Raw genomic sequence first — 25,612 nt, 5'->3', positions numbered from 1 at the left:
TTCCCAGGTGTCGAACTGCGTTCGAACCTGAAAAGCTTCATAAACGGATGCACGTATGCTACGGGCTTCGCGCCGTAGTAGTCTGCCGGTATGCGCGGCGGGCTGGTGTTCTTTCGAGGGGCGGGAGCCGCTGCGCGCGCCTACCTCGAATCGGACCACTCGCACGCCGATGAGTATTACTTGGCCGACGCAGGAGCGGTCGCCCAGTGGACCGCGTGGGACAGCCGGGGTCTGCTGACGGCTGACGCGACCCTCTCAGGGACCGACTATCAGTCATGGGTTGACTGGAGGGAGCCGGAGAGCGGCGCGAGCCGTGGACGGCCGCGAGAAGAGACCCGCGTCACCAAGGACGGTGAGGTCGTGGTCAACCCGGCGTCGCCGCGATTCGTTGAGATGACCGTCAACTGCGACAAGAGCCTGTCAGTCGCCGCTGCACTCAACCCGACGGTTTCGGCCGCGCTAGACGAGGCACAGGCCGCAGCAGCGGAGGCCATGAACAAGTACATGGCGCAGAACACCGTGACGAGGACTGGGCCGCGCGGAGAGCAGAAGCTCGTGCCCGTGGAACGGCTCGAATCGGTGTCGGTTGTGCACCGTTCTTCGCGTGCCGGCGACCCGCATCGGCACGTTCACGTTCAGTGGAATACGCGCGTGTTCGCGGAGGGCAAGTGGCGGGGCATGCACACCGCTGCGACGTTGAAGCAGCAGGGCGCATTGCGCGGCGTCGGTGAGGCCGCGATCCACTCCCACGACGGCCTGCAAGAAGCCCTCGCAGCGGCCGGGTTCGCGTTCGACCCGAGCACCGGGAAGGTCACGAACCTCGAACAGCAGGCGCGCACGATGTCGAAGCGGGCGAACCAGATTCAGAGCAACCTTGCCCGGTTCGAAGCGGCATGGCGCGAGCAGCACCCAGGGCAAGAGCCGGACGCCGCGGTGCTGCGCCGTTGGGACCAACAGGCATGGGCGTTCGAGCGGCCGCAGAAGGTGCAAGCGACCGAGAGCGCGGAGAGCAAGTGGCTCACCGAGCTGCGCGACGCCGGCCTGCAGGTCGATGGGTTCGAGCCCGTCGAGCTGCCGGCATCTACTACCCTCAACCAGCTCGACCGTGCGGCGATCGCGGAGCACGTTGTCACCGTCGCGGGCGCTCGATCGTCTGCCTGGTCGCTGGCCGATCTTGAAGGCCACATCGGCGTCTTCATCGGTGCAGCCGGCGTCACCGCTGAGCCTGAGCGGGTCGTGGACTACGCCCGCAACATAGCCAAAGAAATCGCGGGGAGCTTGCCGTCGCTGCCCGTCGAAGTGAGCGGCCAGCTGCCGAACTGGGTGCGGCACTACACCAGCGAGCACGTGCAGCGGATCGAGCGGGAACTCCGCGAGGGGTTCGCCGCCCGCGGCCTCGAATCCGGGCTCGCGCTCGACGCCAACGCCAAGCCGTTGAAGGGCCTGAACGCGGAGCAGTCACTCGCCGCCCGGGCGCTGGCGACTCGTGCACCGCTCGTCGTCATCGAGGGCGCAGCGGGGTCCGGCAAAACAACGATGCTCGCCGCGGCGAAGGAGCTGGCCGCACGCGAGGTCGGAGCGTCCGAGGCAACCCGGTTCGTCGTCCTCGCGCCGACGCTGCGCGCGGCGAACGAAGCCGCGGCGTCGATCGGCGCGGCCGCGTCGAGCGCGCACAAGCTCGTCCACGAGCACGGGTTCCGCTGGGACGACGACGGCCGTTGGACGCGCCTCGAAGTGGGCGACGTCGATCCCGTGAGCGGGGCCGTGTACGAAGGACCGTCCGAGGCCTTCACCGTCGATGCCGACACCCGTCTGGTGATCGATGAGGCCGGCATGTTGGATCAGGACCTCATGCACGCGGTGATGACCGTCGCAGACGAGGGCGACGCGAGTCTCGCGCTCATCGGTGACCGAGCGCAGCTGCCGGCGATCGGTCGCGGTGGGGTCCTCGATATGGCCGTGGCGGCGTCACCGCGGCCGCTCGACCTGTCGGAGCTGTACCGGTTCCGCGAGGAAGGGTATGCCGACCTGACGTTGCAGATGCGCGATCGCGAGGCACCCGGCGCGCTGTTCGACAAGCTGCACGAGCGCGGCAACGTCGTCATTCACGACACCGACGAAGCAGCGTGGGCGGCGATCACGAGCGACGTCGCCGCGAAGGCCGAGGCCGGCGCGGCCGTGGCCGTGGCCGTGGCTACGAACGAGCAGGCCGCAGAGGTCAACGCACTGGTGCAAGCCGCACACGAGCGCGCCGGCCGTACGCGCACCCCTGCGGTCGAGGTCGCCGGCAGCGACAGCCTCACCCTGCGGATCGGTGACCGCCTCATGACCCGGCAGAACAGCAGTGAGCTGGGCGTCGCGAACCGAGACACCTGGACGGTGGATCGGGTGCACGAGGACGGGTCCGTGCAGGTCAGTGCCGGCGCACGCGAAGTGCGGCTCCCGCGCGAGTATGTCGAGGAACACACGCACCTGGCCTACGCCTCGACGGAGTACGGCGTGCAGGGTGCGACGGTGGACTACGGCCACGGGGTCGTCAGCGACGGATCGTCCGCTCAGGCCGTGTACGTCGCCGCGACCCGAGGCCGCGCACACAACGCCCTGCACATCGTTGCCGGCGATCGCGCCGACGCCCGCGACCTGTTCGTCACCGCGATGGGGCGCGAGGCCGGCGACCGGGGCACCGCGGCCGCGATCGCGGCCGTCGAGCGAGACGTGGAAGGAGTGGTGTTGCCAGACAGCTACGACCGTGAGCTGCGCGCCGCACGCCTGGCCGCGGAGGACCGAGTGCACCGCGCGGAGGTCCGGGCGTGGGAGAGCGCCCGCGAGCAGTGGCAGAGCCGCCACCCGGAGACGCCAGTGGACGATTACGCCGCCGCGGTGCAGTCCGCCGGCTCCGAGGCAGACGCCGCCACCCAGCACCGGGCGCAGCTCGAAGGGGCTGCCTCGAGCGAGGCCGTCGCAACGGGGGAGCAGCAGTGGGTGACCGACTACGCGGCCGTAGAGCGGGCAGAGAGCGCCGCAGCGTCAGCGTCGGTGTTCCGGCGCGCGGCCGCGCAAAAGGAGGCCGAGGCGGTCCGCAGAGCGTTCGAGGACCGGCACCGGGTTGCGCCGACGCCGCGGCCGTCGGAGGCGCAGCGGCAGGCATGGGCGCGCGCTGCGGTCGCTGTCGGCGCAGGCGAGAAGCTGGGTGCCGCGCGGGCCGCAGAGCAGCGCGCGATCGCGCACCACAACGGGCTGCGCCGCGACCCAGCCCCGACCGCGAAGCAGCCGGCCGCACCGCAGCCAGGCACGCCGGCACAGGAGAAGTCGAAGGATGACGCCTACGCATCACGTCAGGGGAGCGCTGCCGGGCGGGAACAGCAGCGGGACGCCCGGCTGGCGCGTGAGCGTCAGCAGAGCGTCCCGGACGAGTCGCCTACACCCGAGCGCTAACTCAGCGGCGCGATCTTGAAGTAGCCTCGGTTCTCGCGCAGGACGGACCGCGCCTCATCAGCGCTCAACTCGCCGCCACGAACGGACCGCCACAACTTGAACAGCTCACGGGAGTCGAGCACAGTTCCATCGCTATTGTCCGCGAAGTCCGCAACGTCTTCAGCCCGTTCCACCAAGGGGTCTGGCCGCTGTGATGGGTCCATTTCCCGGTGCGTGTTGACGACGTACCACGCGGCGTCCGGCATTTTCTTCTCGGTAGCCGCATACATCGTCATGGCGCGTTGAACCTGCATCAGATCGTTGGACTTCGCGGCTCCGGTGTACCCCTTCACCTCGACAACCGCGGTCCAGGCACCATCGTTCACTCGCAGATCCTCCCGTTTTTTTCCCTTGTGTTGCGGCATCTGATCGGCGTCGATCACGTCAAATCCCAGATCTTGAAGCATGCGTTGCACGACGGCAACAAGGTCCTCACCCGTCGCTTCAAGGATCTTGCGATCGTTGTCTCCATCGATGCGTGCCGATTCCACCTGCTCCACCAGAGTGGCTCGTTGCATCGCCGCTTCAGCCCGTCGCGCGTCCTCTTCCTCGTCGAAGTCGATGAGGGCTGCGCGAGCACGCCGTTCATCCGGGGAAGCCCAGTCATCCGAAGATCGCCATTCAGCCGTTTCAGGGAACAGATCAGGGCGGCGTGTGCGCCAACGCGAAACTGCGTAACGGAACCAGTCCGCGAGATGAGAACGCGCGGACGCCGGGAGCCAAAGGGTCGATTGGTATCGGTCGGCCGACTCCGGGTCATTGTTGTTCTCAAGAATCGCCGCGAGGACGTAGGGCCTAGAAAGCTTCTCGTACAGGAGGGGGTACGCAGTGTGGGCTGGATCCACGGGGAGGTTGATGCCTCTATATCTGGCACCGGCTTGGGGTACGCAGCTGTTCCGAACGAGGGCCGCGAGCCTCTCTTTCTCGGCGAAAGGCGTGATTTCCAGGTTCCTAGCCGGCTTGTCCTGGAGCCATGACCTCGAATAGGGACTAGCTCCATACTCATCAGCTTGCTCGACTGGCGGCGGCATGAACATGATTCGGAATCGCACAGGCGAATAGGCGAGCATGCGTGCGTTTGTCGTCAGCAGCACGTCGTGTTCTTCAGGGTGCCAGTGTGAGTGCATTTGCTCCAGCCCTCCGCAAAGTGGCCGGAGAACGGCCATTTCGGCGTCGCTGAAACCATCCGCCATGACGCGGGGGTACGGCACTTGCTCAAATAGTTCGTTCATCTCGACACATCTTGCCGGTTCGAGGACGCTGCTGGGGCCGTGTATCTGCTCCGGTCAAGCGTTAGCCCGGTTGGCCCACCGAGTCGAGGCGTGCGGGCTCGATGTGTTTGAACTCGCACGAAGCGAATACACCACCGTCGTGCCGAGCGACCAGACGCGGCAGGTGATAGTCGAGGACGTCGCGGATGAACGTGTGCAGTTCGGCGTCCTCCCCAGCGATCATCCGTTGCCACTCGTCCTGGATCGCTGCGAGGCGGTGCACGGCATCGGGGTGCTCGCGCCAGCTGGCGCACCACACTTCGTTCTTGCCGAGGGTGGTCAGGCGCGCCAGGAGCACGCCGTCGACGAATTCAGCGAGGCCGGCGGGGACGTCGGTGAGGGGCAGGTGTTCAGACAGCATCGGTAGAGCCTTCCGGGGTGTTGAGCGTGGCTTGGATCAGGTGCCCGTGCTCGTCGATTTCGGTGGTGTAGCGAGGGTCGGCGGCAAGCAGTCGAGCGCCGAGCTCACGGAGTGCGATCGGCGCTGCGCCGTCCTCGATCCGCTCCACAGCAGCAATGTGGGCGTAGAAGTCATCGACGGTCGCCAGCGGGATCTCCACCGTCAGCGTGGGGTAGCTCTCGGTGGTCATGCGGCGTCCTCCAGAGCCTCAGCGTCGTTGTTCGCGGGTGTCCCCGCGGTGGCGTGGAGCTTCACGAGCGCTTTGTCCTCCCACCACGGGACCGCCCGCACGAGTGCCGGCCGACACCCGGACGCGAACACGACCATGCGGCCGAGCGAGAGGGAAGCGAGGTCGGCCACGTCCATGATCCGCTCGGACCGGCGGGACCGGCTGACGGTCCGCTGACCGTTGCTCGTGCTGGCGGATGACTCGTTGTACTCGTAGTCTCCGATCAGCTCGGAGAGGTCGCGCAGGAAGGCGTTCGAGGCGTTGCCGCCACCGAACACCCGGACGGTGGAGGACGCCCAGAGCTGACCGAAACCGGTCACGCCCCACACGTTCTCCCCTTGCTCCTGCGACTGCAGGATGGTGATCACGATGATGCCGCGGGAGCCGTAGTGGCTGTACTTGTCGGGCAGGTCCGGGATGCGGCAGATGTTGCCGGCCTCATCGAGAATCGCCATGAACGGCACCCGCATACGCCCGGAGGGTTCAGCCTTCGCGGCGTTCTCCGCGGCCGTCAGGACCGCCTTGGTGAGTGCGGCGACGAGGGGGCCGGCCGAGCCGGGTCCTTCCTCGCTGAACAGGTAGAGCGTGTCGGCCTTGGCCACGACGAATTTCTCCGGGTCGAACTCGGGAGCGCCTGGGATCGGCTGCACCCACGCACGAATCGAGTCGGACGCGAGGAAGCCCAGCGCTTCGCGGGCATATGCATAGACACCCGACCGAGTGCGCTCGGTCAGGTCCACCATCGCCTGAATCCGGGACGCGAGGTGCGGATACTCCTCCTTCAAGGCGAGCTGCGGGATCGGGTTCTCGGGGTGGTTCAGCCATTCGAGGACCGTCGGCAGGTACTTTCCCGACACGGCCGCAGCGAACAGGTAGTCCGACATGAGCGTCCGCCCGTTCGACGAGAAGAACGGGTCGTCGTTGCCGGCCGCGCCGTAGGTCGCAGCTGCGAACACCGCGGCGAGGGCCGCGGCATCCTCCGTCGTGCGGACCTTCGCCAACGGGTTCCACCAGGTGTCGTATCCGCGGTGTGCGGAGGCGAGGCGCTGCGGGTCGAGGACGTGGACTGTCCCGAGCGCGGCCCGGGCCGCGAGGGTGTCAGCGAGAATGTCGGGCTTCATCGACGTGATGAGGCACGTCCCGGGCGCTGCGAGCACGTTGGGGATCACGGTCGCTGCGGATTTGTTGCGCCGTGGTCCTGCGATCAACGTCACTGTGTCTTCGTAGGAGGCCCGGACGGGCACCTTGCCGGCGACGGTGTAGCCGACGGTCACGCCGACGAACTCGGCCGGGATACCCATCCGGGCATGGCGCTTGCGCAGTGCCGGCGGTAGCAGCGGGGCGATCGCGCGCCCGGTTCCCATCTTCGGAGCCGCCCGGTCGGCCGGCGTCCGGTTCCTCGCTGCCCGCACCGCGGCAACGATCGCCAGCACTGCAATAGCTAGGAAAATGGCGCCGATGAACACCGCGGCCGCGGTGTGAGCGCCTGTCCACGGGTCGCCGCGACGGATCGCTCCGATCGGGTCAACGAACGCCAGGCCGGCCCCCGACAACCAGGCTGCGATCGTCCAGATGGACGCCACGCCGGCAGCAACCGCCACCGCGCACAGGAGCGCGATGACGGGAGCGGCGGATTCGGTTCTACGTGTGACTGCGGACATGGTTACGCCCCCCGGCGGATCAGGTCAGCGCGCCGCTGTTCGCGGAAGCGCTCATCGGTGATGTGAAGGTTTCTCTGGGTCGGTGTCTGCACCATCTGCACCGGTACCCCCGGCCGGCCCTCGACCTTGAACAGGATCTTTCCGGCACCCGGAGGGGCCTCGCTCGCGTCGCCCACGTCCTGTGATCTGCGGGGCGGCTTGCCCCACGCAGACGCGGCGTTGAAGCTCGACACGAGCTGAATCTCTTTGTCGGTCAGCGGCTTCACCTTCGACAGCTCGTGCAGGTCATCAGTCGTCAGCGCCATGAGCCCCAGCAGGCCGGAGCGCTCTGCAAGCCCGCGCGCCTTCTCCCGGTCCTCCGGGTCCGGGAGGGACATCATGTCCTTGGGTGAGTGGGTGATTTTCATCTCCGCAGTGCCCTTCGAGCGGTTCGTGCGCGACAGCGCGTCCACTCGGTCAACGATGCCCTTGGCAGCTCGCATCGGGTGCCAGAACTCATCCATGAGCGTCGTGTACCCGGTCCATTTGACCGCCGGCACGTAGAAGTCACCGGCCTCCGCTGCCTCCGCAGCGCGGGCGGTTTCGTGCTTGGCCAACTCCCAGTGAGCGTCGATCGCGTCCATACCGAGCGACCACGAAATGAGCATCGCCGTGGACAGCAGCGTCGTAGCGTTCTCCGGGATCGAGGACGTATCGAAGCAGAACCCTCCCCGGTTGCCCGGGTCAATCTCGACCGACTCCGTACCACCAAGCAGCCGGCCGAGGTCGCCGGAGAGCAGCGCCCCGATCGAGTCGCCCAGCGCCGTGTACTTCTCTTCGAACCCCTCAGCCGAGCGCTGCCGTGCAACGGACAACACCCGCTCAGAAGGGGCTGCGAATGCTCGAGCGAGGTCACCGGTAACGGGGGTGTCGTCGCGGTCCAAGATCGACTGGACGAGCGCCTGCACCACAGCGTCCTCCGAGTCCCGGAGGGCGTGGCCACGGCTCACCCGGAGGGCGAGCTGCGCTTGCTTGATGACCTTCCACACCGCCAGCTCCCGCAGCTCTGCGCCGGTGGCCCCACCGATACGCGCAGCCGCCTGACCCAGTGGGCCGAGCGACAGGAGGTTCAGTTGGTGGCGGGCGTTCGGACCGAAGTCGAACACCGCCCCGCCGGCCTGCTCGACCAGCGGGGTGTGCTCGTTGCGCTTCAACGGGTTGAACACCGCCGGGACCAGCCCGCGGCCCATCTGGCCGAGGATGATCGTCTGAGCACTAGTGGACTTTCCAACGCCGTTGATGCCGAACAACATCATGGACGGCGACGAGATGATGCCCTCCCGGTAGAGCGCCTCATGATCGATTGCAACGGCCGTGTGAGTCAGCAGATCGGTCCCAGAAGGCGCACCGGAAACCGGACGGGCAGTGCCCGCAGTGAATGGGTAGATGCCGTTCGCCTGAACGGAGGACCCGTACCAGAGCGGCGCGGCCGGAATGCGTCCCCACCGGCCACCGCCGTGGCCGGCGAACCCGGCGCGGGTGAGCGCGCGGGGGCGTGAGCGCGCCCACGCCGGCAGGCGCTTCATGACATGCCCTTCATGATCGTTTCGACCTGCGACTCGTGCAGCCAGGGCAGCACGCCGAGCGGGAGCGTGGTGTGGAACGCCGGGCCCGAGTCGTAGTCGCAGAACCGGTACGAGAGCGCCGACTGTGACAGCAGCGACTTCATCTTCACCAGCGCCTCCCGATACGCCCGCTCGTCGGCCTCGAACGTGGCCGTAACAGCGATCGCGAACCGTGTCACCGAAGCCCCCTCCGTGACCTCGGATTCCAGCTTCCCGGCCTTCGCCATCATCGCCTTGTCGTGCGCCGTCAGGCGAGCTTTGGCGGTCGCCGCGGTCGATGCGCTCGCGCCCAATCGCTCGACCATTTGCACGGTCTTCTCCGGCGAAACCGCCCGGTAGAAGATCGCGACCCGCTTCCGCAAGAACCGCTCTGACGGGCGGAACAACGCCGACATGGTGTCCTCGGTGATGTGCAGTTTCGGCGGGGCCAGCACGAGTGCTGTCATCGACGCAACGCCGTCGTGCAGGCAGATGCGCTTGGCCTCGTCATCGAAGTAGTCGGGGCCAGCCTGCGTCACCCGGAGACCGGAGTGCTGCCCGCGCAGCGCGTCACTCGCGAACTCGGCCGAGCGCTCGGGGTCGTAGGCGACACGCAGCCCCTCGGCCAGGAGTTCGCTGGTGGCAATGGTGACGGCTCCGCCGCCAGCGTTGCGGAGCGCATCGACTTGATACGGCAGTTTGGACGCGACCTCGGCCACGGCGTCCTCGACGGAAGCCGCCAGAGACGGGATCGACCAGGACAGCGTGACCCACGTCGCTACCTCGGAGTATTTCGCCGGCAGTTCCTCGCCGGCTTCCAAGCTGTGACGACGGGCGACCTCAGGGGCATCGGGGTCGATGTCGGACACGATGCGCTCGATCAGGGGCCCCTTGTCACGCAGTGCCGACTCAACGACGACCGTCGCCCCGGCCAGCGCCTCATCGGCGGACAGCGAGGCGATCCAGCCGCCGTAGGCAACGACGTCCCGGTCGATCATCTGCTGTGTCTGCATGTCGGTGCCGTCGGCGTTGCAGGACAGCACCGCCGTCAGCGTCTTGGTCCGCGGGTTGTGCAGCAGCGTGAACGGCCGGCCGAGGCCGTCGGTGCCGTCGATTTCGCGAAGGTTCGCGAGGATGCCCGGCAGCGAGGTGATCGCGTCCGTCGGCAGGGTCGAGAACAGGCCAGAGTTGAACCTCGTCTCACCACGGTCGGCGCGCATTACGCCGGACAGCGCCGTCATCACACGGTCCGCGATGGTGCGGCCGGTCGCGTCTCCCCCGAAGCGGATGACGAACACCAGCTCGAACAGCAGCGCAGCGCCGACCAGGATCACGCCCTCCAAGAACAGGCCGCGGGTCGAGATCATCGCGCCGACCACCAGCGACCCGATCAGCACCGCCCAGCCGGGCACTGTCAGCCCGCCGAGGGTCATGCGGGTTGTCGGCAGCCATACGCCGAACCGCACCCGCTGCGGAGCTTCTGTTTGCTCACTCATCGATCATGTCCCCCACTCCCCGGCTCCCGCCGGGCATCGCGTTTCCAAGATCACGGGCGGCGTCCCAACCGGACCGCCCAGAACCCGAGGATCCCGAACTACCAGACGAACCGGACCCGCCGGCCGTACCGGCTCCACCCTTTGAGCCAGAGCCGCCGGCCTGTCCTGCGCTGCCCGTGGCACCAGGCGCGCCTGCACTGCCGGCAGCGCCCGAGCCGCCGGCACTTGCGGCGGACCCAGCGGCTGTGGCCGCGCTGCTACCGCCCTTGGCCGCGGCCGCAGCGGCAGGAGCCGCAGCGCCCGCCGTGGCCACGGCGGAACCCGCAGCAACCGTCGCGACAACGGCCGTCTTCGCGGCACCCATCGCCATAGCGCCGGCACTCGCTCGGCCCATCGCAGAGGTGATCGGGACGACCAGGCGCATGATGGCCGCCAGCGCGAAGATCGCGAGGATGAACACGGCAATGCCGTACATCGACGCTTCAGCGCCGTCTTTCCCGTCGCGAAACTTGATCGCGAGGCCGTAGATCGCGGCGGCAACCGGTGTGTACAGCAAGAACGCCAGCAGCCACCCGGTGGTCTTCTCCCACATTGCTTCGTGCTTCTCGAACAGCGCCCCCGAAGCCGCGATCGGCCAGAACGGCAGGAGCACAGAGACGGCGATTGCCCGGAGAATCATGATGATCCACTGAATCCCCACGGCCAGCAGCCCGAAGATTCCGAAGATCAGACCCATGGCCACGTTGGAACTGAATGTCGCCGCGTCCCAGAGGACCGCCGGAGTGCCCTCCGTCGCCGCGTCCAGGATCGACTTGGCCAGGGCGTTCGACCCCACCTGCAGAATGCCGAACAGGGTCGTGCCGGCGAAGATGATTCCCAGGGCGCGGAACGTTCTTTTGGCGGCATCTCCGAGGTGGTCACCCCGCGCCGAGAGCATCGTGCGGATGCCGGCGACCATGAGCCCCAGCGTCAGCAGGACAGCCTGAATTGGCAGAGCGATAGTGGCGAACCAGTCCGCTGTGGAACCGCCGACAACGCCGTCTAGACCCGAGTTGATCCAGGACGTGAAGAACCCGTTCCACAGGTCATTCGCGCCAGCCAGGACGTCCTTCGCGAACTTCTCCAGCTCGCCGCCGACGAGGTTCGAGACGCCGCAGGAGACGTCGATCAGACCGCAGTCGTCAGCCATTGCCGGCAGCCGTCCAATCGGTGAAGTCGCCGTCGCGCTCGTCGGTTGGCTGACCGGTCGAGCCGTTGTCCAGCGGCTTCAACTTCCAGTCACCGTCAGCCCACACCATCGGCGCAGGAATGCCCCGGTAGCCCGTGGTGCTGCCAGGGGCTCGGAGGACGAGGCGGATCGACGCGCTATCGCCGTCGTACTGTTCAACACGGAAGCCGACGAGCGAGAATCCGTTCTCCTGCATCTGCCGGGCGATCGGAGAGTACGCATCCGGTGCGGTGTTGGCCAGCACGTAGTCGCGGCCCGGGGAGTCAGCCAGGTAGAACTTGGCCACGTCGAGCTGTGTCCGATCGGTGGTCGAGAAGTTGATCGCGACGGCGGCGAGAGCTGCACCGACCGGCGAGTGCTCGAAGCACGAGGCGAATCCCTCGGTCGTCTCGGTCGGTCCAACGGTGTCCGACACCGGCCAGGTGACGCCGCTTACCGTTGAGACTTCCCAGCGCAAGTCGGCCGGCACCTTCCGGTTGTCGCTGGGCGGTGCCTCGCAGCCGATCCCAGCCACTTCCGTCGGCGTCGCACTCGGAGCCGGCTTGGTGTTGGCCGGGCTCGACGTGTTGGCCGCGTCGGGTTCTCCGTTCGGAACGAGGAAGATCACCAGCACGGCGATCAGCACGAACACCAGGAAGACGATCGCGGCCCACATGGTGACTTGGTTCGTCCGTCGGCGGTCCATCAGACCCCCCCAGGGGTGCAGCCGGTCGGCGTGGCGAGGAAGATCGAGACGATGCCGGCCGCAGCGGAGACGACGATCAGGCCGGCGATGAACCAACCGAGCTTGCTGAGCATTTCGCCACCGTCGCCGCGGCGGGCCGAGTAGAACATGCCGATGCCGATCATGATCAACGCGATGACGCCGAGCGAGACCGCGACGATCCTCATCCAGAACACCCCTGTGTCCAGAGCATTCTGCGCTGCTTCCGGCATGCAGTACGGGGCGGCGACAATCGAGGTCGATACCGCGTCGAGAACTTCAATCATGGTGTGTCCTTCCAGGTGCTGCGGATGCCCGCAGCGGTCTTCGCTGCGGCTTTTGCCACGGCTGGGGTGTGTGAAACGGTGAGCGTCCCGCGGAGCGCGGGAATCCACGGGGCACGGACGATCGGAGCGACGCCGGAGAGCACCTTGATGCCGCGCCGAACGTCCGTAGGTAGGGCGCCGGGGGCGTCAGGGACCATGAGCACCGCACCGGCCCGATGCGTGAGCTTCTTAGCCGCCTCGACGCCCTGCAAGGTGGTCCGAGCGACGACGAGCAGCCGGCCGCTGTAGCTGCCCGGGTCGGCCAGCTCGACACCATCGAGCAGTTCCGTCCAGGTGCTCACGCCGGAGCCGTGGTGAGCGCCGAACAGGTGCCAACCCGGTTCGACCGCTCCCCCGCCGGTCGCCGGCCGCAGCCAGTGCAGGATACGCGGGTCGGTGAGGGCGTTCGTCGTGACCGCTCCGTCCGCGCCCAGGGTGAGCGTGAAGGGCTCTTGACAGGTCGGGCGCACGTTGAGCTCGACGACTGTTCCGCCGGCCGCAGGCACCGCCTCGAGTACGGTTCGGGCGGGGTGCTCGCCCGCCGGAACCTCGACGGTTCGACCGTCAACGGCCCACATCGGCCCGTTCAGCTGCGCGAGGGTGACCATCGACATGTCAGAGCCCATCGACGATCGCCGCCGTCGCCGCGAGGTACGCGCGCTGCGTGGCCGGTGCCAGGTTTTCGTAGACGATTTCGTCGCCCTCCGACAGCGCTTCGTCGTAGGGCACGTTCACGACGTCGCGGACGTAGTGGCCGAAGTGCTCCGCGATGTACCCGCGTCGCTCGTCGCTCGCTTTGTCGCGGTTGCTGCCCTTGCGTGCCGGCGCGGCCGGCTCGGTGAGGATCAGCACGCCGCGGGCGAGCTTGGACTCCAAGCCCTGCGCGATCAGAATGTCCACGGTCGCGGCGAGCTTCTTCGTGGAGTCGCGCTTATTCAGCGCGACGAGCACGATTTCGTCAGCGATTTCCACCGCAGCCTGCCAGGTGCTCGCCGTGGCAGCATTGCCGGTGTCCACGAGGATCAGGTGGTAGAACTGCCGCAGCATCCCGTGCAGCTGCACGAACGCGGCACCGTCGATCACTTCCTGGTTCGACGCCTCGTTCTGCGAGACGAGCGCGTGGAACCGGTTCTCACCCTGCGGCCGCATGTAGTTCGTCAACTCGGGCGAGTTCGACGGGATCGCGAACCGGTCGATGTTGGCCAGGAGGTCCGTCGCGGTGTTGTCGTGCGACGCCGCCATGGACAGCTGCTCTAGCGTGCCCTGGTTCTCGTTGTTGTCCCACGCCAGCACGTTCCCGCCGCGCACCCGGCCCAGCGTCGCGCCGACCAGGAACGTCGCCGTGGTCTTCGTCGCGCCGCCCTTCAGGTTCACGAACACGATCGTTTTGTGGCCGGACAGTCCCCGCTGCGCGGCCGCACGCCAGGCGCGTCGCTGCAACTCCGCGCAGCTCGGCGGGAGACGGAACGCGTGACCGCTCATCTCGTTGACGACACCCCGCCAACCCTCTTCGGCCGGCCCAGGGGCACGTTCGGCCCTGTGTGACCCGAAATCGGCCGCTGAGGGCTTCCGGCGCGTTTCTGGGGTATTGGTATCAACCTGGACCGGCACGGCCAGCACTGCGTGGCTGGTGGCCCTTGATTCGTCCGACGTCGCCCGCGGGCGCTCCCCCGTCGTCGTGGGTACTTCCTTCGTTGCTTCGTCCGGGTTAGCGGCGACGGCGATCGTGCCCTCCGCGCTCACGGTGAACCAGGTCTCCCCGCCCTCACCAGAGCTACGCACGAGCACAGGAGCGCCCTGCTCCCCCGCTGCTGCTGCGAACAGGGCGATAGCTGCGCCGTATGCGCTGCCCCCGTCGGCAGCGTGTAGCTGCTCCCCATCGACTCGGACTGTGCCGTCAGCTTCGCTGACAAAATCACGCCACACTGTGGCCCCCTCTAGTTCTGCGCTCGTTACCGCGGCCGGGTGGCCGGAACCAGGCGACCTGAGGGGCCATTAGTCCCCCAAACAACCGACACAACGGCGTCAAATCTGGATATGTACGTTCTAAACAGATTCAGACTATCAAATTTGAGGCTCAAACGAGGAAAATCACCGGTTTGTGCTGCGTGAGGGGAAGCTCCTTCCCTCTACGATTGACAGATGCCCGCATTTCCGAGCGAAACCTACTTACAGCGCGCCCTAGCGCTGGTGCTTCGCTCGCACACGGCTGCGGCTGACGTCACTCCGACCGTGCTCGCTCGACGGGTCGGTCTCAACCCGCAGACCGTCCTGCGGATCTTGCGAGGGCGACGCCCGGCGACGGTCTACGAGTTCCTCGCCCTGTGCAGCGGTCTGGATCTTCCGCACGAGGCGCTGCTCTCCGACGCGATCGAGCGCGCAGCAGTCGCGGAGGCTGACGACGTGTCGGACGCGCAGGAGATCGACGACCGGCTTCGCCGCAACCTCTAGAGCGGCTGGCACTACTGTCTTTGGGTGCAACCTTCTTCGAGCCCGCGCAGTAGCCTCCGTGTCGCCCAGGTACTGTCAGAGATATTCGGGCCGGCACCCCTCCTGACGTTCGCCCTCGTCCAAGCTGGGGCGCAAACCGGGGCGCGCGGCATCTGGACCGCGCTGCTCGGATCGCTGTTGATCGCCGTATTGCCCTACGCCGCGCTCATTCTCCTCGCCCGTTCGGGCCGGGTGAGCGGGCGATTCGTCTCCGAACGACGCCAGCGCGGGCCGATTCTGGCTTGCGTGCTGGTGTCGGTCATCCTCGGGGTATCGCTGCTGATCTGGCTCGGTGCCGGCGCTCAGCTCCTCGCAGTCGGGATCGCCTCGATACTCGGGCTCCTGGTCGTGACAGCCGTGAACCTCGTGTGGAAGCTCTCGATCCACGCCGCCATAGCCGCGTTCGTCGGCGTCCTGCAGTTCACCTATCTGCCGCCCCTCATCGCGGGGGCGCTGCTGCTCGTCCCAGTCGCAGTCGGCTGGGCCCGTGTCAGGGAGGGCGCACACACTCCCCTCCAGGTCCTAGCTGGGTACGGCAGCGGCGTTGCCGTCTTCCTCTGCTACCTGCCGATCCTGGCCCTGGTAACGAGCTAGCTCGAGCCCCACCGACCCCGCGAGGAAGAACCCGACCGCGATCCAGGTCGGAACGGTGTAGACCCCTCCGACGTCGATGCCCGGGATCAGTTCGAGCGCCTGGATCGGGAGCGTCAGCACCGTGATCGAGAACGCAGCCACCTGTAGCGCCGAAACGACGCGCAGCGACCGAGAACGCTTCTGATTCGCTACGGCGGCAGCCATCGGTGGGATGATCGCCAACGCGATGAAAGCCGGGTACACCCGGCCCATCGTGCCGTAAGCGGTGATCGTCCACTGGCGATCCACCGCGGACATGCCGCTCGCACTGTCCGACGTGTCGCTCAGGGCAAAGAACAGAATCGTGAGCCCGAGCACGAGAGCAAGAACCACCAGGCCCACCGGGCCCTTGATGAGCCGTCGAGCCCGCTCACCAAGGTGGGCGTCAGCCAGGCCCAGACCGATGAAGAAGAACGCTGCGGTCAGCATCAAGTGCAAGATCAGGTTGGCGACGTTGTGGCCACCCAGCAGTCGGTCGATCACGAGGTACGGCTGTGGGATCGCGAGGCCGATCGCGAGCGTGAGCAAGAGCGTCGCGACGAACGCGTTCGTGCCCTCGCCTCGGAGCAGCCGAGGCAGCTTGGTTACGAGCACAACGCAGCCCACAGCGAACAACGCAGTGATGATCGTCAATTGAGTGGCCTCCTCGTGGGTACTAACTAGTACACAACGGGTTCACCACCCCAGGCGGCCCTGCGGGGGTAATCACTTAACCCAATTTCTTGTCCGGCTGTCAGATTTGACTGTGACCGTCACTATTGACGTAGAGAATCCAGTATCGTGGCCCGCATGAATGGGACGATCGTGGCGACCGCCGGCTCCGCCGGCCGCGCACACGTCCGCAACACGGAATCCGACACGCCGCGAGGGCGACTGTTAAGCGGTCCCTTAACGCGGGATCATGTGTCCATGACTCAGGGGACCAACGCAGGTGTGAAGCGTAACCGTCTCGCTACCGGCACGACGGCGAAGACTCGCAAGGTCTACCTCGACCCGACGACCGATGCGGAGCTGTCCGCCGTGTGCACAGCGTCCGGCAACGTCTCCCGCTCGCTCTACCTGGAGCAGCTGCTCGCCCTGGTCCGAGCTGAACACGGGAGCCTGCCCGTGTTCTCGCCCACGCTTGAAGTGACGGAGGCCACCGACTCAGCCGCCGCTTAAACGAAGAAGCCCGGTGCTTTCGCACCGGGCCCCTCAAAGATTCGTAGCTCAGAACCTGCACCGACCAAAGTTTCGGTTCGAGCTAATCCCCTAGAAACAGATCCGGATCCGCCCGGAGGTTTTTCCGTACCCACCCACTGGAGGTGATGGAGCCATAGTAACGCACGAGGACACGGTTGTGTCCGTCTTTCTGAACCCTGCGCCCGGCGTGTCCATCGCCAGGGTGCGCAAATGCTGAACCTGAGCACTCGCCACGGTGCCTCCGCCGAGTCGTGGACCCTCACCGGCGCTCTGAGCCCCCGGCCGACCGTCCGCGTTGCTGCCGTCGATGCCTACGGCGACGTCATGAACACCTACACCGGCTGGCAGCGCATCACCGGGACCGAGCCCGCCCGCCCGTGGGCGGTCTACCTCGCCGGCCGCGATGGGCTGTTCCGTCTGCTCTGCTTCGACCTCGACGCCAAGACTCCCGGCGCGGCCGCCGCAGCTGCTCGCGACGCCGACGTGCTCGCCGGCCTCCTCGTCGACGTCGGCCTACAGCCCGTCGTCTGCGCCTCCGGTCCGTCCGGCGGCCGCCATGTCTGGGCCGCCCTGGCCGAAGGCGTCGACGAGCGCACCGCGGCCGAGCTGGCTCGCTTCGCGAAGCACGTCTGCCCGACCCTCGACACGTCGCAGCTCAACAACGCGGCCACCGGATGCGTACGGCCGCCAGGGGCGCCGCACCGTGCCGGTGGTCACTCCACCGTCCTCAGCGGCGAGCTGCGCACGCTCACTGAACCCACGGGCACCGTGGCGCAGGTTCGCGCCCTCACGCAGCGCCTCGCACGCCTCGTCGACGACGCCGAGCCCGCCCACACGATTGACCCCCACAAACCCCTGCCACTCGACGATCACTCCCGGCTGTTCCTGCCCGGCCCGCGTCGTGAGCTCGCGGCCGTGAGCGCGGCCGCGCTGCGAGAGGATGCCGCCCACGGCGACGCCTCGGCAATCCTTTGGCGGGTGCTCATCGGAGCCGCGGCCGCCAGGTGGCGGCACGCCGACGTCGCCGCCCTTGTCGACACCGCGCCCGGCCTGGAGCACGTACGCAGCTACCGCGACGGCGGCACCCGCCGCACACGCGGCCGCACCGACGCCGCCCGAGTACTGCGCCGCCAGTGGGACAAGGCCGTGAAGTTCGTGGCCACGACCGATCGACAGATCGGGGACGATCCCACATTCGACCGCCGGGCCGGCGCGATCGCCGCTCACGTGCGCGAGCTGCAAGCCCGCGCTGATGCCTCAGCCGGCCGCTGGACCCGCGGAGGCGGCCCTGCCGATCGCCGCATCCTCGACGTCCTCTGCCTCATCACCCTGCAAGCCCTCAGCGCCGCTGTGGAGGCCGACACCCGCCGCCTGGCCCTGTTGGCCGGAGTGGGGCGCGAGACGGCGCGCACGGCGCTCCTGCGTCTCTCTGATGACGGATGGATCGCTCACGTCCGCGCAGCCGATGGACCGCACGGCGCGCACTGGACGATCGACCCCGCGCAGGTTATCCCCAACTCCCAGTCAGACGTCGGTCACAAGCGGACCCGCGCCCCGCAGGGGCCGGGGCCGCAAGATCAACTCCCCCCGATGACTACTGGTGCCGCCGAACGTACATCCCTCCTCGCAACTCTCACTGACCGGACGACTGCCGCTGCACATGACCTCTTCACGCTGGGACGTCCTGCCCTTGGCCACCACGCTGGGAACACCTACGCCCGAACCAGCTCCGAACCTCAGACCCTCGATGACCTCAGCCGTGCCACCGGAGCCAGCTTCACCCGAACCGCTCTCACCCTCGACCGGCTAACGTCGGCCGGCGTGCTCGTGCGAACCGCACAGGGCTGGCGCAGGACCGCCGTCGACCGGCGTCGAGCCGCTGCCGTCCGAGCCGGGGTCGACGGCAGCCTGGCCCAGCGAGCCGAGCGCTACAGCATCGAGCGCGAACTGTGGGCCTGGTGGCGTGCCGAGGACACCTGGATGCGCGCACCACGGCGCACCAGCTCGAAGCGTCGACCAGGCCGCGGACAGCTCGCCCTCGTGCCCGAGGACGGCACCAACGCCTACGGCCCGCACCCTCGCCGCGGCGACGGTCGGTTGGACTGGCGAGAAGCGCGCCGCGTCGTCCAGGACGAACGCGGAGGGGTCGCCCAGCGTGCTCCGGTGTTCGACCGCACCGAGCCCCTCGACGCCACCGAGCAGATGCTCAGCGACCTACTCGGAGCCGTACGGATCGCCTGACGCAAAAAGACGCGCAAGATCCCTGACACCTTGTCGTGACCGAGCCCGCTCATCATGTCTCCCCGCCCCCAATGTGCACAGCCCAGCTATCGCAGGGCTGGCCTGCACACAGTGGGGACGGACAGCGCCCAATCCGGTTCGATACAGTCAACCGAGGGGGCATAGATGACATCCCAGAGTTTCGACACGCTAGTGCGGGCGGTCACTGATGCGTCCGTGTCCAACGCCTGGGCCACGGCGGTCCAGGAATGGGAAGTCATTGAGGTCGAGGAAGACCCAGCCGGCCGGGGAGTCTGCGTCTGTGGTCAGCAGAATCTCGTCCAACTGTTCACGATCGAGAACGTCAACAACCAGGCAGTTCTCTACCCAATCGGCAGCACGTGCGTCAATCAGTTCGGCCGCAACGATCTGAATCGGCAGGTTGACCTTCTCGGCGACCTGTTGGCGCTGCGGAAGACCCTCCGCGACGGAAAGTCGATCGAACTCACCGCCGACCACTTCTCACGAGCGATGCTCGAGTACTTCTGGTTTCAGGACGTGTTCACTCCCGATCAATGGAACAACCACGACGGCGAAGGCGACTACGAGTTCCTGTTGAAGATGTTCAACAAGCGTGACAAGGACGCCATCAATCGTCGTCAGCAAGCCAAGATCTACATGCTCCTCACTCAGAAAGTCTTGCCGTTCGTGGCCTCTGACTCACGGATGAAGTAGTAGCACAGGGGCGGCCGAGGGCCGTGCTCGACAGCCGCTGCGCGGCCGGCTCCTGTCGCGCCTGCGGCGCTCGTTCTTTTACCGTGAAGCCTTCGGCAGCATACGGTCGGCCAGGCTCCATGCAAGCGGCTACGCCGCCGGCTCCCCCGAGACTTTCCCCCCGCGTCGCTGCGCTCCTTATTTCGGCCAGAAACTCTCTCCTCCCCCGCCCTTCGGGTTGCACTCCACCAGGCGCTCCCTAGCGGCGGATAAACCGCCTTCACGGCAAAAAAACGTGGAGGGGGGTCGGGATGGCGGCCCCAATAGTACTAATACCGTTGGAGGTAGTGAGATGGTCCGCAAGGTCAAGAACACCAAGAGCCCCGAAGAGCGTCGCGCCGAGGCCGAGGCGCTGCAAGCCACTATCGCGGAGCAGGTCGAGGAGCTGCGCGAGTCCGAGGTGTGGGCGCGGTTCCTGACGTTCGCCCAGTCGTTCCACCGCTACAGCCTGGGTAACCTCCTGCTGATCTTCGCCCAGTGCCCCGAAGCGTCATACGTCGCCGGATACCGGACATGGCAGAAGCTCAACCGCCAGGTGCGCAAGGGAGAGACGGGCATCCGCATTTTCGGCGGGCGTGACGTCCGCGAGACGGTCGAGAACGAGAAGACCGGCGAGGAGGAGGAACAGCGCCGCGTGCGATTCTTCCCGGTCTCCGTGTTCGAGCTGGGACAGACCGACCTTATCGACGAGGACGAAGGCGACCCGAGCAACATCGCCCAAACACTCACCGGAGACGATCCGGCAGGCATCTTCCACGCCGTGACGGACTACCTCACCGGCAAGGGCTGGACCGTCGACCGCGAGCCCATCGCCGGAGACGTCAACGGCTACACCGTCATGGACGGGACGCAGCGCGTCGTGGTCGACGCGGATCTCTCCCCCGCCCAGGGCGCCAAGACCGCGCTTCACGAGGCTGCCCATGTGTTGCTGCACTCCGACGACGAGCCCGGCGAGTACGTAGCGCACCGCGGCATCAAGGAGACCGAAGCCGAGAGCGTCGCCTACATCGTCGCCGGGATCCTCGGACTCGACACCAGCGACTACAGCGTGGGCTACGTCGCCGGGTGGAGTAACTGCGAAGCCGAGACCATCAAGGCCACCGCCTCGAACGTGCTCCGCACCGCGCACACCCTGGCCGACGCACTTACCGAGACCGACGAAGACGTCACCGCAGCCTAGCTCAATAGTACTATTACCGTTGCTTTCGGGCTGCGGTAATAGTACTATTAGGGGTAGGCACAGAAAGGGAGCCACCATGACGAACCGCACCGCCGAGACCGTGACCATTACTACCCGTCCGTGCATGTTCTGCCGCCGGACGAGTGACGTTGAGCTGACGCCTGAGCAGGCCGCCGCCGTTGAGGCTCGCACGCCGATCCAGGACGTGCTGCCCGACGTCGCGCCAGTCACCCGCGAGCTGCTGATTTCAGGCACGCACCCTAGCTGCTGGGAAGAGGCGTTCGGATGACAGGGCAATATCACGACGATGGTAATAGTACTTATAGTACCAATAGTGCTGTGGATGTAGGGAGAGGTCAGGGCACAATGGGCGACATGATCGACAAGGGGCTGGTGGTCTACTCGAAGCCGGGGTGTGTGCAGTGCACGGCCACCTATCGAGCGCTCGACAACGGCGGCATCCCCTATCGCATCGTCGATCTGAGTGAGAGCCCGGCTGCCGTTGAGTACGTCAAGGAGCTGGGTTATCAACAAGCGCCGATTGTCGTTGTCGACGACGAGGACCACTGGTCCGGCTTCCGGCCCGACCAGATCGAGCGCGTCGGCAAGCTGATCCAGACTTGACGCGGCATAGTGGCAATAGTACTATTAGTACTATCAGAGTCGAAGGGAATCAGTATGACAAACCACGAACCAACCCCCTATGACACCGGCGCTCGACTGGAACCGTTCGTCTGGGTTCGCGACGGGATCACCGGCAACGAAAGCCCACGCCCGGCCTCGGCCGACGACTACGGCCGTGTGGACTTCGAGGACGACGCCTCGTGCACGATCGCCACGGCATACATAGCCCGGGAGGGGGAGTCCAACGTGTTGCACGTCGACAGCCTCAGCGACCCGCTTGCCGTCGCCACAGACCACGGACGTGTGCTCGTGCTCGACGAGGACACCGTGGCAGGCCTGGAGGAGTTGCTGCGCCTGGCCGAGCGAGGCCGTGCCGACTTCGAGCACCAGGCGAGCTATGGCGACTACAGCGCCGAAGACCGAGCCGATGCAGACCAGCGCTGGGCCAGCGCCAGAGCAGTAGCCGAGGCGCTGCACCCTCATCTGACGAATTGACACTAATAGTACTATTAGGGTCGCTTGCAAAATGCGACCCTAACGGTACTATTAACCCTATTGGAGGCAATACCCATGACCGCTCAGATTCGCGCCTACTGCAACCAGAAAGGCGGCGTCGGCAAGAGCACGACTGTGTTCCAGCATGCGCGCCGCGCCGTGCTCGCCGGGCTCCGTGTCCTCGCCGTCGACCTTGACCCGCAGGGCAACCTCACCAGCAACGCCACCGCAGAGCCCGTCGAGGGGGACCAGGCGGGCCTAGCGGATGCACTCAGTAATCGAGCCCCCGAGACCCTCCGCGACGTGATCGTGTCGGGTGTCTGGTCTGGCCTCGACGTCGTACCCACGAGCGGCGTCACACTCGGCGCTGTCCGCGACGAGCTCACGATCGCCGGAGCAGGTCGAGAGGTTCGTCTGCGCGAGGCTCTGGCTACCGTCGCGGACGACTACGACCTGATTCTTATCGATTGTGCCCCATCGCTCGACCAGCTCACGATTAACGCCCTGACGGCCGCTCAGAGCGTCGTGGTGGTCACCCACGCGAAGAAGTGGAGCTTGGATGGGCTGTCGCAGCTCCTCGACACCATCGACAGCGTCAGGAGCTACTACAACCCCGCACTGCGTGTCGCCGGGATCGTCGTCAACCAGTACGAAGAGCGCACGGTAGGGGCCCAGCAGTGGCTTACCGACCTCGAAGGCGTGGCCGCGGCTCGCGGCCTGCCGCTGCTCTCCCCGCCGATCCCGAAGCGCGTCGTAATCTCCGACGCCACCGAGGCCTCACGTGGCCTCGACGAGTGGGGGAGTGCCGAGGCGACCGCGCTCGGAACGCTCTACGCCGACCATCTCGCCAGCATCGAAGGAGAGTCCTCATGAACCGCCCAGCGCCCCGCAAGTCCAGCCTGACCGGATCGAACCCCATCGCCCCACCTGTAGCCGCGGCGACCGAACCGGCCGAGGTGGCTGCGCCGCCGGCCTTCGTGGTGAAGGCGCAGAGCAAGCCTGCATCGAAGCCGGCGGCAGGGCCTGTCGAGGGGAAGAAGTACCGCCCCAAGGTGAGCTTCTACCAAGACCCGGCCGACACCGACCGCGTTCGCGGTGCGATCCTGCACACTCAGGTGCAGGAGGGTTCACGGTCGTTGTCGAAGTTCATCGACGATGCCGTGATGGAGAAGGTCGCCGCACTTGAAGCGAAGTACAACGGCGGACAGCCGTTCCCTGCCATTGGAGCGCGTGAGCTGCCCCAGGGGCGCCCCATGGGGGAGTAGCTCCCTCAGCTCGCGAATCACAACCACGCGTCACCAGGCGGCCCGGTGTCCTCTGCGAGAGCTACGCTGAGCGGCGATGGGACCCCCTCCTGTCGCAGGCTCCTGGTCGACGCGCAAGTTCCCCCGCGTGTTGGCTAGGAGCCGTTCTGCGCGCAGCTGGCACGATGGGGCCATGGCACAGCGAACGATCACCACGCTCGTCGACGATCTTGACGGGACAGAACTCGAGCGAGGATCTGGCGAGACTATCCGGTTCGGTGTCGACGGCCGTATGTACGAGATCGACCTCAGCACCGACAACGCTGCAGCGCTCCGTGAGACGCTGCAGCCGTACACGGAGGCCGGTCGACGGAGTGTGGCGGTCCGCTCCCGTCGCCGCAGGTAGGGCGCGAGTAGCCCCACGGCGCAGCAGATTCCGGCACGCAGAAGTGCGGGGCCACTCCTAGAGCAACCCCGCACTTCTCGGTTGCTACTTCTTGCCCTTGCCCTTCTGCGAGAGCGCGCTGCCGGCGACCTTCTTTGCTGCCGCGGATGAACGCGGGTTGCGGAGGATGCCGCTGGCGACCTTGGCGACCTTCGAGGAGGTCTGCTTGCTGTTTCGAGCCATGATTCTGATTCCAATCGTTGGGGTTGCGAGGGGTGGTTGGCCACGAGCTACGAGAACACTCGTGGCCAACCGGAGGGGATCACCCGCCGCGTCTAGCGGCGGGGCCGGATCCGAATTCGGATGGTCCGACGTCGAATGATCTTCATCGGTACCTGCCTCTCTGTGCCTTCGTAATAACCCCTGCGATAGAACGTTCAACCTATCCACGGAGGAAAAAGTTGACAGTTCAGAGTCAAACTCGTATAGTCTTCTACACACCACATGTTATCGTTTGGGTTACCTCCTGCCCGACCTGGACAGGTTGTTGCACCCTCCCAGCCTACACCCGTGGCGGCACCCCGCGCAAGGGGTTATTTGTCGTCGGCTGTAGGCTGGGATTTTTTTATGCCTTGACCAGGGTTTTCCTTGTGGGCATAGTCGAGGTTGCTCCCCGCAAAGTGATTTGAGACGCGCCCGCAGACGCGTTCGCGGCGTCGCTCGGCGCTCTAGGGGAGTAGGAGCCAGACGGCGAATGCGCCGAGCGCGCCGAGCGCAAGCAGTGCCGCACCGGATCGTTCGAGCCCGACGATCGCCGCCTTCCACTCGCCTAGCTGCCGTTTGGAGAACTTGATCGCGTCGGTGGCCTTCTCGGCCTTCAGGTTGTACCGACGCTCCCGCGTGGGGAGAGCGTTCGGCGGGGGTTCGATCAGAGCGCGGCCGTAGGACTCGGCGGTGTCGACCACGCGTCGGAGCTTGTCGACCTGAGGCCGGAGGAGCAAGGAGCTGGCGACCCAAAACGACCCGAATGCGGTCACGATCACTGGTATCCCATTGAGGGCGCGGGGCGAGAAGAGGTTTCCGGCCAGAGCATTGACCAGCCAGAGAGCAACAATGACCAACCAGGCGGGGGCCAGCGAGAGTACTACGTGCACGCCGGTAGTTTTCGGGATGTCCATCCGCAGGGCTTCATCGAGCGCCGTGCTCTGTTCGAGGGTGTTGGAGTTCTCTCGCGTTGCTGACGCTATCGACCTCCGTCCGAACAGTCGACGGAGCGTGCTGCGAGTGCGTGACATCAGGTGTTTTCGACGGTCGGAAGCGCGGGTGTGATGGGGTCGCCCTTCAGCCTCGCTCGCTCAACCGCTCGATAGACCGTTGCGACACCAACCGCGTATCGCCGCGCCAGCTCGTGCACCGAATAGTCACCGGAGTGAAACTCGGCCACAAGGTGGCCTTCTGTGGCCGGCGTGAGCTTCGGGGCGCGTCCGCGAAGCCGGCCCTTCGCCTTCGCGACCCGCATGCCCTCGCGTGTACGAGCGCGGATTAGGTCCGCCTCGAACTCCGCCACCATCGCCAGCGCGTTGAACAGCAGTCGACCGGTCGGATCCTGAGGATCATGCACGCTGTCCCCGATTCGCAGCCGGACGCCTTTCTGTGTCAGTTCGTCGATCAGGTCACGTGCATCCGGCACCGATCGCGCCAACCGATCGAGGCGGGTGACCATGAGAGTGTCTCCGGCGCGGCACGCCGCCATTGCCTCCCTGAGCGCAGGACGGGCCCGTGTTGATCCCGTCAGCCCCTCGTCCACGTAGAGGACGCCAGGAGCGACGCCGGCAGCTGCGAGAGCATCCCGCTGCATCGTCGCGTCCTGTCGATCGGTGGACACGCGAGCGTATCCGACGAGCACTCCGGGCATACTGAAACCTTCCGTTTGGGGAACCATCACCGGAAGTATTACCGGAACGGGTCATACGAGAACTGTGATTGACAGCGCTTCGTGGCGGCGTTTTGCATC

Annotated in this window: 28 protein-coding genes; 13 read left to right on the top strand and 15 right to left on the bottom strand. The window is 66.4% G+C overall.

Annotated elements, in window-relative coordinates; all coding sequences use genetic code 11:
* The first annotated feature begins 90 nt into the window (after window positions 1-90).
* Window positions 91-3,435: a MobF family relaxase gene (gene mobF, locus KXS11_RS18030; RefSeq protein WP_437387074.1), complete on the top strand. Its 3,345-nt coding sequence runs from the start codon at window positions 91-93 to the stop codon at window positions 3,433-3,435.
* On the opposite strand, the gene KXS11_RS18025 is transcribed toward mobF, so the two are convergent.
* From KXS11_RS18025 to KXS11_RS17975, 11 genes are all read right to left on the bottom strand, one after another.
* Window positions 3,432-4,706 (bottom strand): hypothetical protein, encoded by a 1,275-nt coding sequence (locus KXS11_RS18025; RefSeq protein ID WP_437387073.1) that lies wholly within the window; start codon window positions 4,704-4,706, stop codon window positions 3,432-3,434. The genes mobF and KXS11_RS18025 overlap by 4 nt on opposite strands.
* A 61-nt stretch (window positions 4,707-4,767) precedes the next feature.
* A complete protein-coding gene (locus KXS11_RS18020; protein WP_437387072.1) occupies window positions 4,768-5,106 on the bottom strand; it encodes a DUF4913 domain-containing protein in 339 nt (112 codons plus the stop codon).
* Complete coding sequence (locus tag KXS11_RS18015; protein WP_437387071.1) at window positions 5,096-5,335, bottom strand: hypothetical protein; 240 nt, start codon at window positions 5,333-5,335, stop codon at window positions 5,096-5,098. Before KXS11_RS18015 ends, KXS11_RS18020 begins: the two co-directional genes overlap by 11 nt.
* Window positions 5,332-7,035, bottom strand: coding sequence for a type IV secretory system conjugative DNA transfer family protein (locus KXS11_RS18010; RefSeq protein WP_437387070.1), 1,704 nt, complete (start codon window positions 7,033-7,035; stop codon window positions 5,332-5,334). Before KXS11_RS18010 ends, KXS11_RS18015 begins: the two co-directional genes overlap by 4 nt.
* Before the next feature lie 2 nt (window positions 7,036-7,037).
* Complete coding sequence (locus KXS11_RS18005; RefSeq protein ID WP_437387068.1) at window positions 7,038-8,600, bottom strand: ATP-binding protein; 1,563 nt, start codon at window positions 8,598-8,600, stop codon at window positions 7,038-7,040.
* Window positions 8,597-10,114 carry an SCO6880 family protein gene (locus KXS11_RS18000; protein WP_437387067.1) on the bottom strand — a complete coding sequence of 506 codons (1,518 nt, stop codon included), beginning with the start codon at window positions 10,112-10,114 and terminating at the stop codon, window positions 8,597-8,599. Before KXS11_RS18000 ends, KXS11_RS18005 begins: the two co-directional genes overlap by 4 nt.
* Window positions 10,107-11,072, bottom strand: a complete 966-nt coding sequence (locus KXS11_RS17995; protein ID WP_437387066.1) for a hypothetical protein — start codon at window positions 11,070-11,072, stop codon at window positions 10,107-10,109. The genes KXS11_RS18000 and KXS11_RS17995 overlap by 8 nt, the downstream gene beginning before the upstream one ends.
* A gap of 223 nt (window positions 11,073-11,295) precedes the next feature.
* Window positions 11,296-11,967 carry a hypothetical protein gene (locus KXS11_RS17990; protein ID WP_437387065.1) on the bottom strand — a complete coding sequence of 224 codons (672 nt, stop codon included), beginning with the start codon at window positions 11,965-11,967 and terminating at the stop codon, window positions 11,296-11,298.
* A gap of 59 nt (window positions 11,968-12,026) precedes the next feature.
* Window positions 12,027-12,332: a hypothetical protein gene (locus tag KXS11_RS17985; RefSeq protein WP_437387064.1), complete on the bottom strand. Its 306-nt coding sequence runs from the start codon at window positions 12,330-12,332 to the stop codon at window positions 12,027-12,029.
* Window positions 12,329-12,985, bottom strand: a complete 657-nt coding sequence (locus tag KXS11_RS17980; RefSeq protein WP_437387063.1) for a hypothetical protein — start codon at window positions 12,983-12,985, stop codon at window positions 12,329-12,331. The genes KXS11_RS17985 and KXS11_RS17980 overlap by 4 nt, the downstream gene beginning before the upstream one ends.
* Window position 12,986: 1 nt before the next feature.
* On the bottom strand, window positions 12,987-14,114 hold the full coding sequence (locus KXS11_RS17975) for a MinD/ParA family ATP-binding protein (RefSeq protein WP_437387062.1): 1,128 nt from the start codon (window positions 14,112-14,114) through the stop codon (window positions 12,987-12,989).
* Between the two features lie 399 nt (window positions 14,115-14,513).
* Here KXS11_RS17975 and KXS11_RS17970 point away from each other — a divergent pair, with 399 nt between their 5' ends.
* Together KXS11_RS17970 and KXS11_RS17965 are read left to right on the top strand one after the other, a co-directional pair.
* Window positions 14,514-14,822 carry a helix-turn-helix domain-containing protein gene (locus KXS11_RS17970; RefSeq protein WP_159880474.1) on the top strand — a complete coding sequence of 103 codons (309 nt, stop codon included), beginning with the start codon at window positions 14,514-14,516 and terminating at the stop codon, window positions 14,820-14,822.
* Window positions 14,823-14,999: 177 nt separating this feature from the next.
* A complete protein-coding gene (locus KXS11_RS17965; protein WP_437387060.1) occupies window positions 15,000-15,455 on the top strand; it encodes a phosphatase PAP2 family protein in 456 nt (151 codons plus the stop codon).
* On the opposite strand, the gene KXS11_RS17960 is transcribed toward KXS11_RS17965, so the two are convergent.
* A complete protein-coding gene (locus KXS11_RS17960; protein WP_437387058.1) occupies window positions 15,384-16,127 on the bottom strand; it encodes a hypothetical protein in 744 nt (247 codons plus the stop codon). The two genes, KXS11_RS17965 and KXS11_RS17960, sit on opposite strands and share 72 nt — an antisense overlap.
* Before the next feature lie 276 nt (window positions 16,128-16,403).
* Here KXS11_RS17960 and KXS11_RS17955 point away from each other — a divergent pair, with 276 nt between their 5' ends.
* From KXS11_RS17955 to KXS11_RS17910, 10 genes are all read left to right on the top strand, one after another.
* On the top strand, window positions 16,404-16,655 hold the full coding sequence (locus tag KXS11_RS17955) for a hypothetical protein (protein ID WP_159880480.1): 252 nt from the start codon (window positions 16,404-16,406) through the stop codon (window positions 16,653-16,655).
* Between the two features lie 231 nt (window positions 16,656-16,886).
* On the top strand, window positions 16,887-18,917 hold the full coding sequence (locus KXS11_RS17950) for a hypothetical protein (protein ID WP_437387057.1): 2,031 nt from the start codon (window positions 16,887-16,889) through the stop codon (window positions 18,915-18,917).
* Between the two features lie 216 nt (window positions 18,918-19,133).
* Complete coding sequence (locus tag KXS11_RS17945) at window positions 19,134-19,631, top strand: hypothetical protein (protein WP_437387056.1); 498 nt, start codon at window positions 19,134-19,136, stop codon at window positions 19,629-19,631.
* 331 nt (window positions 19,632-19,962) lie between these two features.
* A complete protein-coding gene (locus tag KXS11_RS17940) occupies window positions 19,963-20,850 on the top strand; it encodes an ArdC-like ssDNA-binding domain-containing protein (RefSeq protein WP_437387055.1) in 888 nt (295 codons plus the stop codon).
* A gap of 76 nt (window positions 20,851-20,926) precedes the next feature.
* The gene (locus KXS11_RS17935) at window positions 20,927-21,139 is read left to right on the top strand and encodes a hypothetical protein (protein ID WP_437387054.1); all 213 of its coding nucleotides are present in this window, start codon (window positions 20,927-20,929) and stop codon (window positions 21,137-21,139) included.
* Between the two features lie 86 nt (window positions 21,140-21,225).
* A complete protein-coding gene (nrdH, locus tag KXS11_RS17930; protein WP_437387053.1) occupies window positions 21,226-21,474 on the top strand; it encodes a glutaredoxin-like protein NrdH in 249 nt (82 codons plus the stop codon).
* Between the two features lie 54 nt (window positions 21,475-21,528).
* Complete coding sequence (locus tag KXS11_RS17925) at window positions 21,529-21,969, top strand: hypothetical protein (RefSeq protein WP_437387052.1); 441 nt, start codon at window positions 21,529-21,531, stop codon at window positions 21,967-21,969.
* Between the two features lie 75 nt (window positions 21,970-22,044).
* Window positions 22,045-22,842, top strand: a complete 798-nt coding sequence (locus KXS11_RS17920; RefSeq protein WP_437387051.1) for a ParA family protein — start codon at window positions 22,045-22,047, stop codon at window positions 22,840-22,842.
* Window positions 22,839-23,234 carry a ParB family protein gene (locus KXS11_RS17915; RefSeq protein ID WP_437387049.1) on the top strand — a complete coding sequence of 132 codons (396 nt, stop codon included), beginning with the start codon at window positions 22,839-22,841 and terminating at the stop codon, window positions 23,232-23,234. Before KXS11_RS17920 ends, KXS11_RS17915 begins: the two co-directional genes overlap by 4 nt.
* 172 nt (window positions 23,235-23,406) lie before the next feature.
* On the top strand, window positions 23,407-23,619 hold the full coding sequence (locus KXS11_RS17910; RefSeq protein ID WP_437387048.1) for a histone-like nucleoid-structuring protein Lsr2: 213 nt from the start codon (window positions 23,407-23,409) through the stop codon (window positions 23,617-23,619).
* 84 nt (window positions 23,620-23,703) lie between these two features.
* Here the strand turns inward: KXS11_RS17910 and KXS11_RS17905 are convergent, their stop codons facing one another.
* The 3 genes from KXS11_RS17905 to KXS11_RS17895 all read right to left on the bottom strand — a co-directional run bounded on the left by KXS11_RS17905 (window position 23,704) and on the right by KXS11_RS17895 (window position 25,513).
* Window positions 23,704-23,841 (bottom strand): hypothetical protein, encoded by a 138-nt coding sequence (locus KXS11_RS17905; protein WP_201299446.1) that lies wholly within the window; start codon window positions 23,839-23,841, stop codon window positions 23,704-23,706.
* A gap of 485 nt (window positions 23,842-24,326) precedes the next feature.
* A complete protein-coding gene (locus tag KXS11_RS17900) occupies window positions 24,327-24,776 on the bottom strand; it encodes a hypothetical protein (RefSeq protein ID WP_437387047.1) in 450 nt (149 codons plus the stop codon).
* Window positions 24,777-24,892: 116 nt separating this feature from the next.
* A complete protein-coding gene (locus KXS11_RS17895) occupies window positions 24,893-25,513 on the bottom strand; it encodes a recombinase family protein (RefSeq protein ID WP_437387046.1) in 621 nt (206 codons plus the stop codon).
* Between the last annotated feature and the right edge of the window lie 99 nt (window positions 25,514-25,612).

The organism is Plantibacter flavus (genome assembly GCF_051487245.1).
Lineage (GTDB): Bacteria > Actinomycetota > Actinomycetes > Actinomycetales > Microbacteriaceae > Plantibacter > Plantibacter flavus_B.
This window is presented reverse-complemented; position numbering and strand designations above follow the sequence as displayed.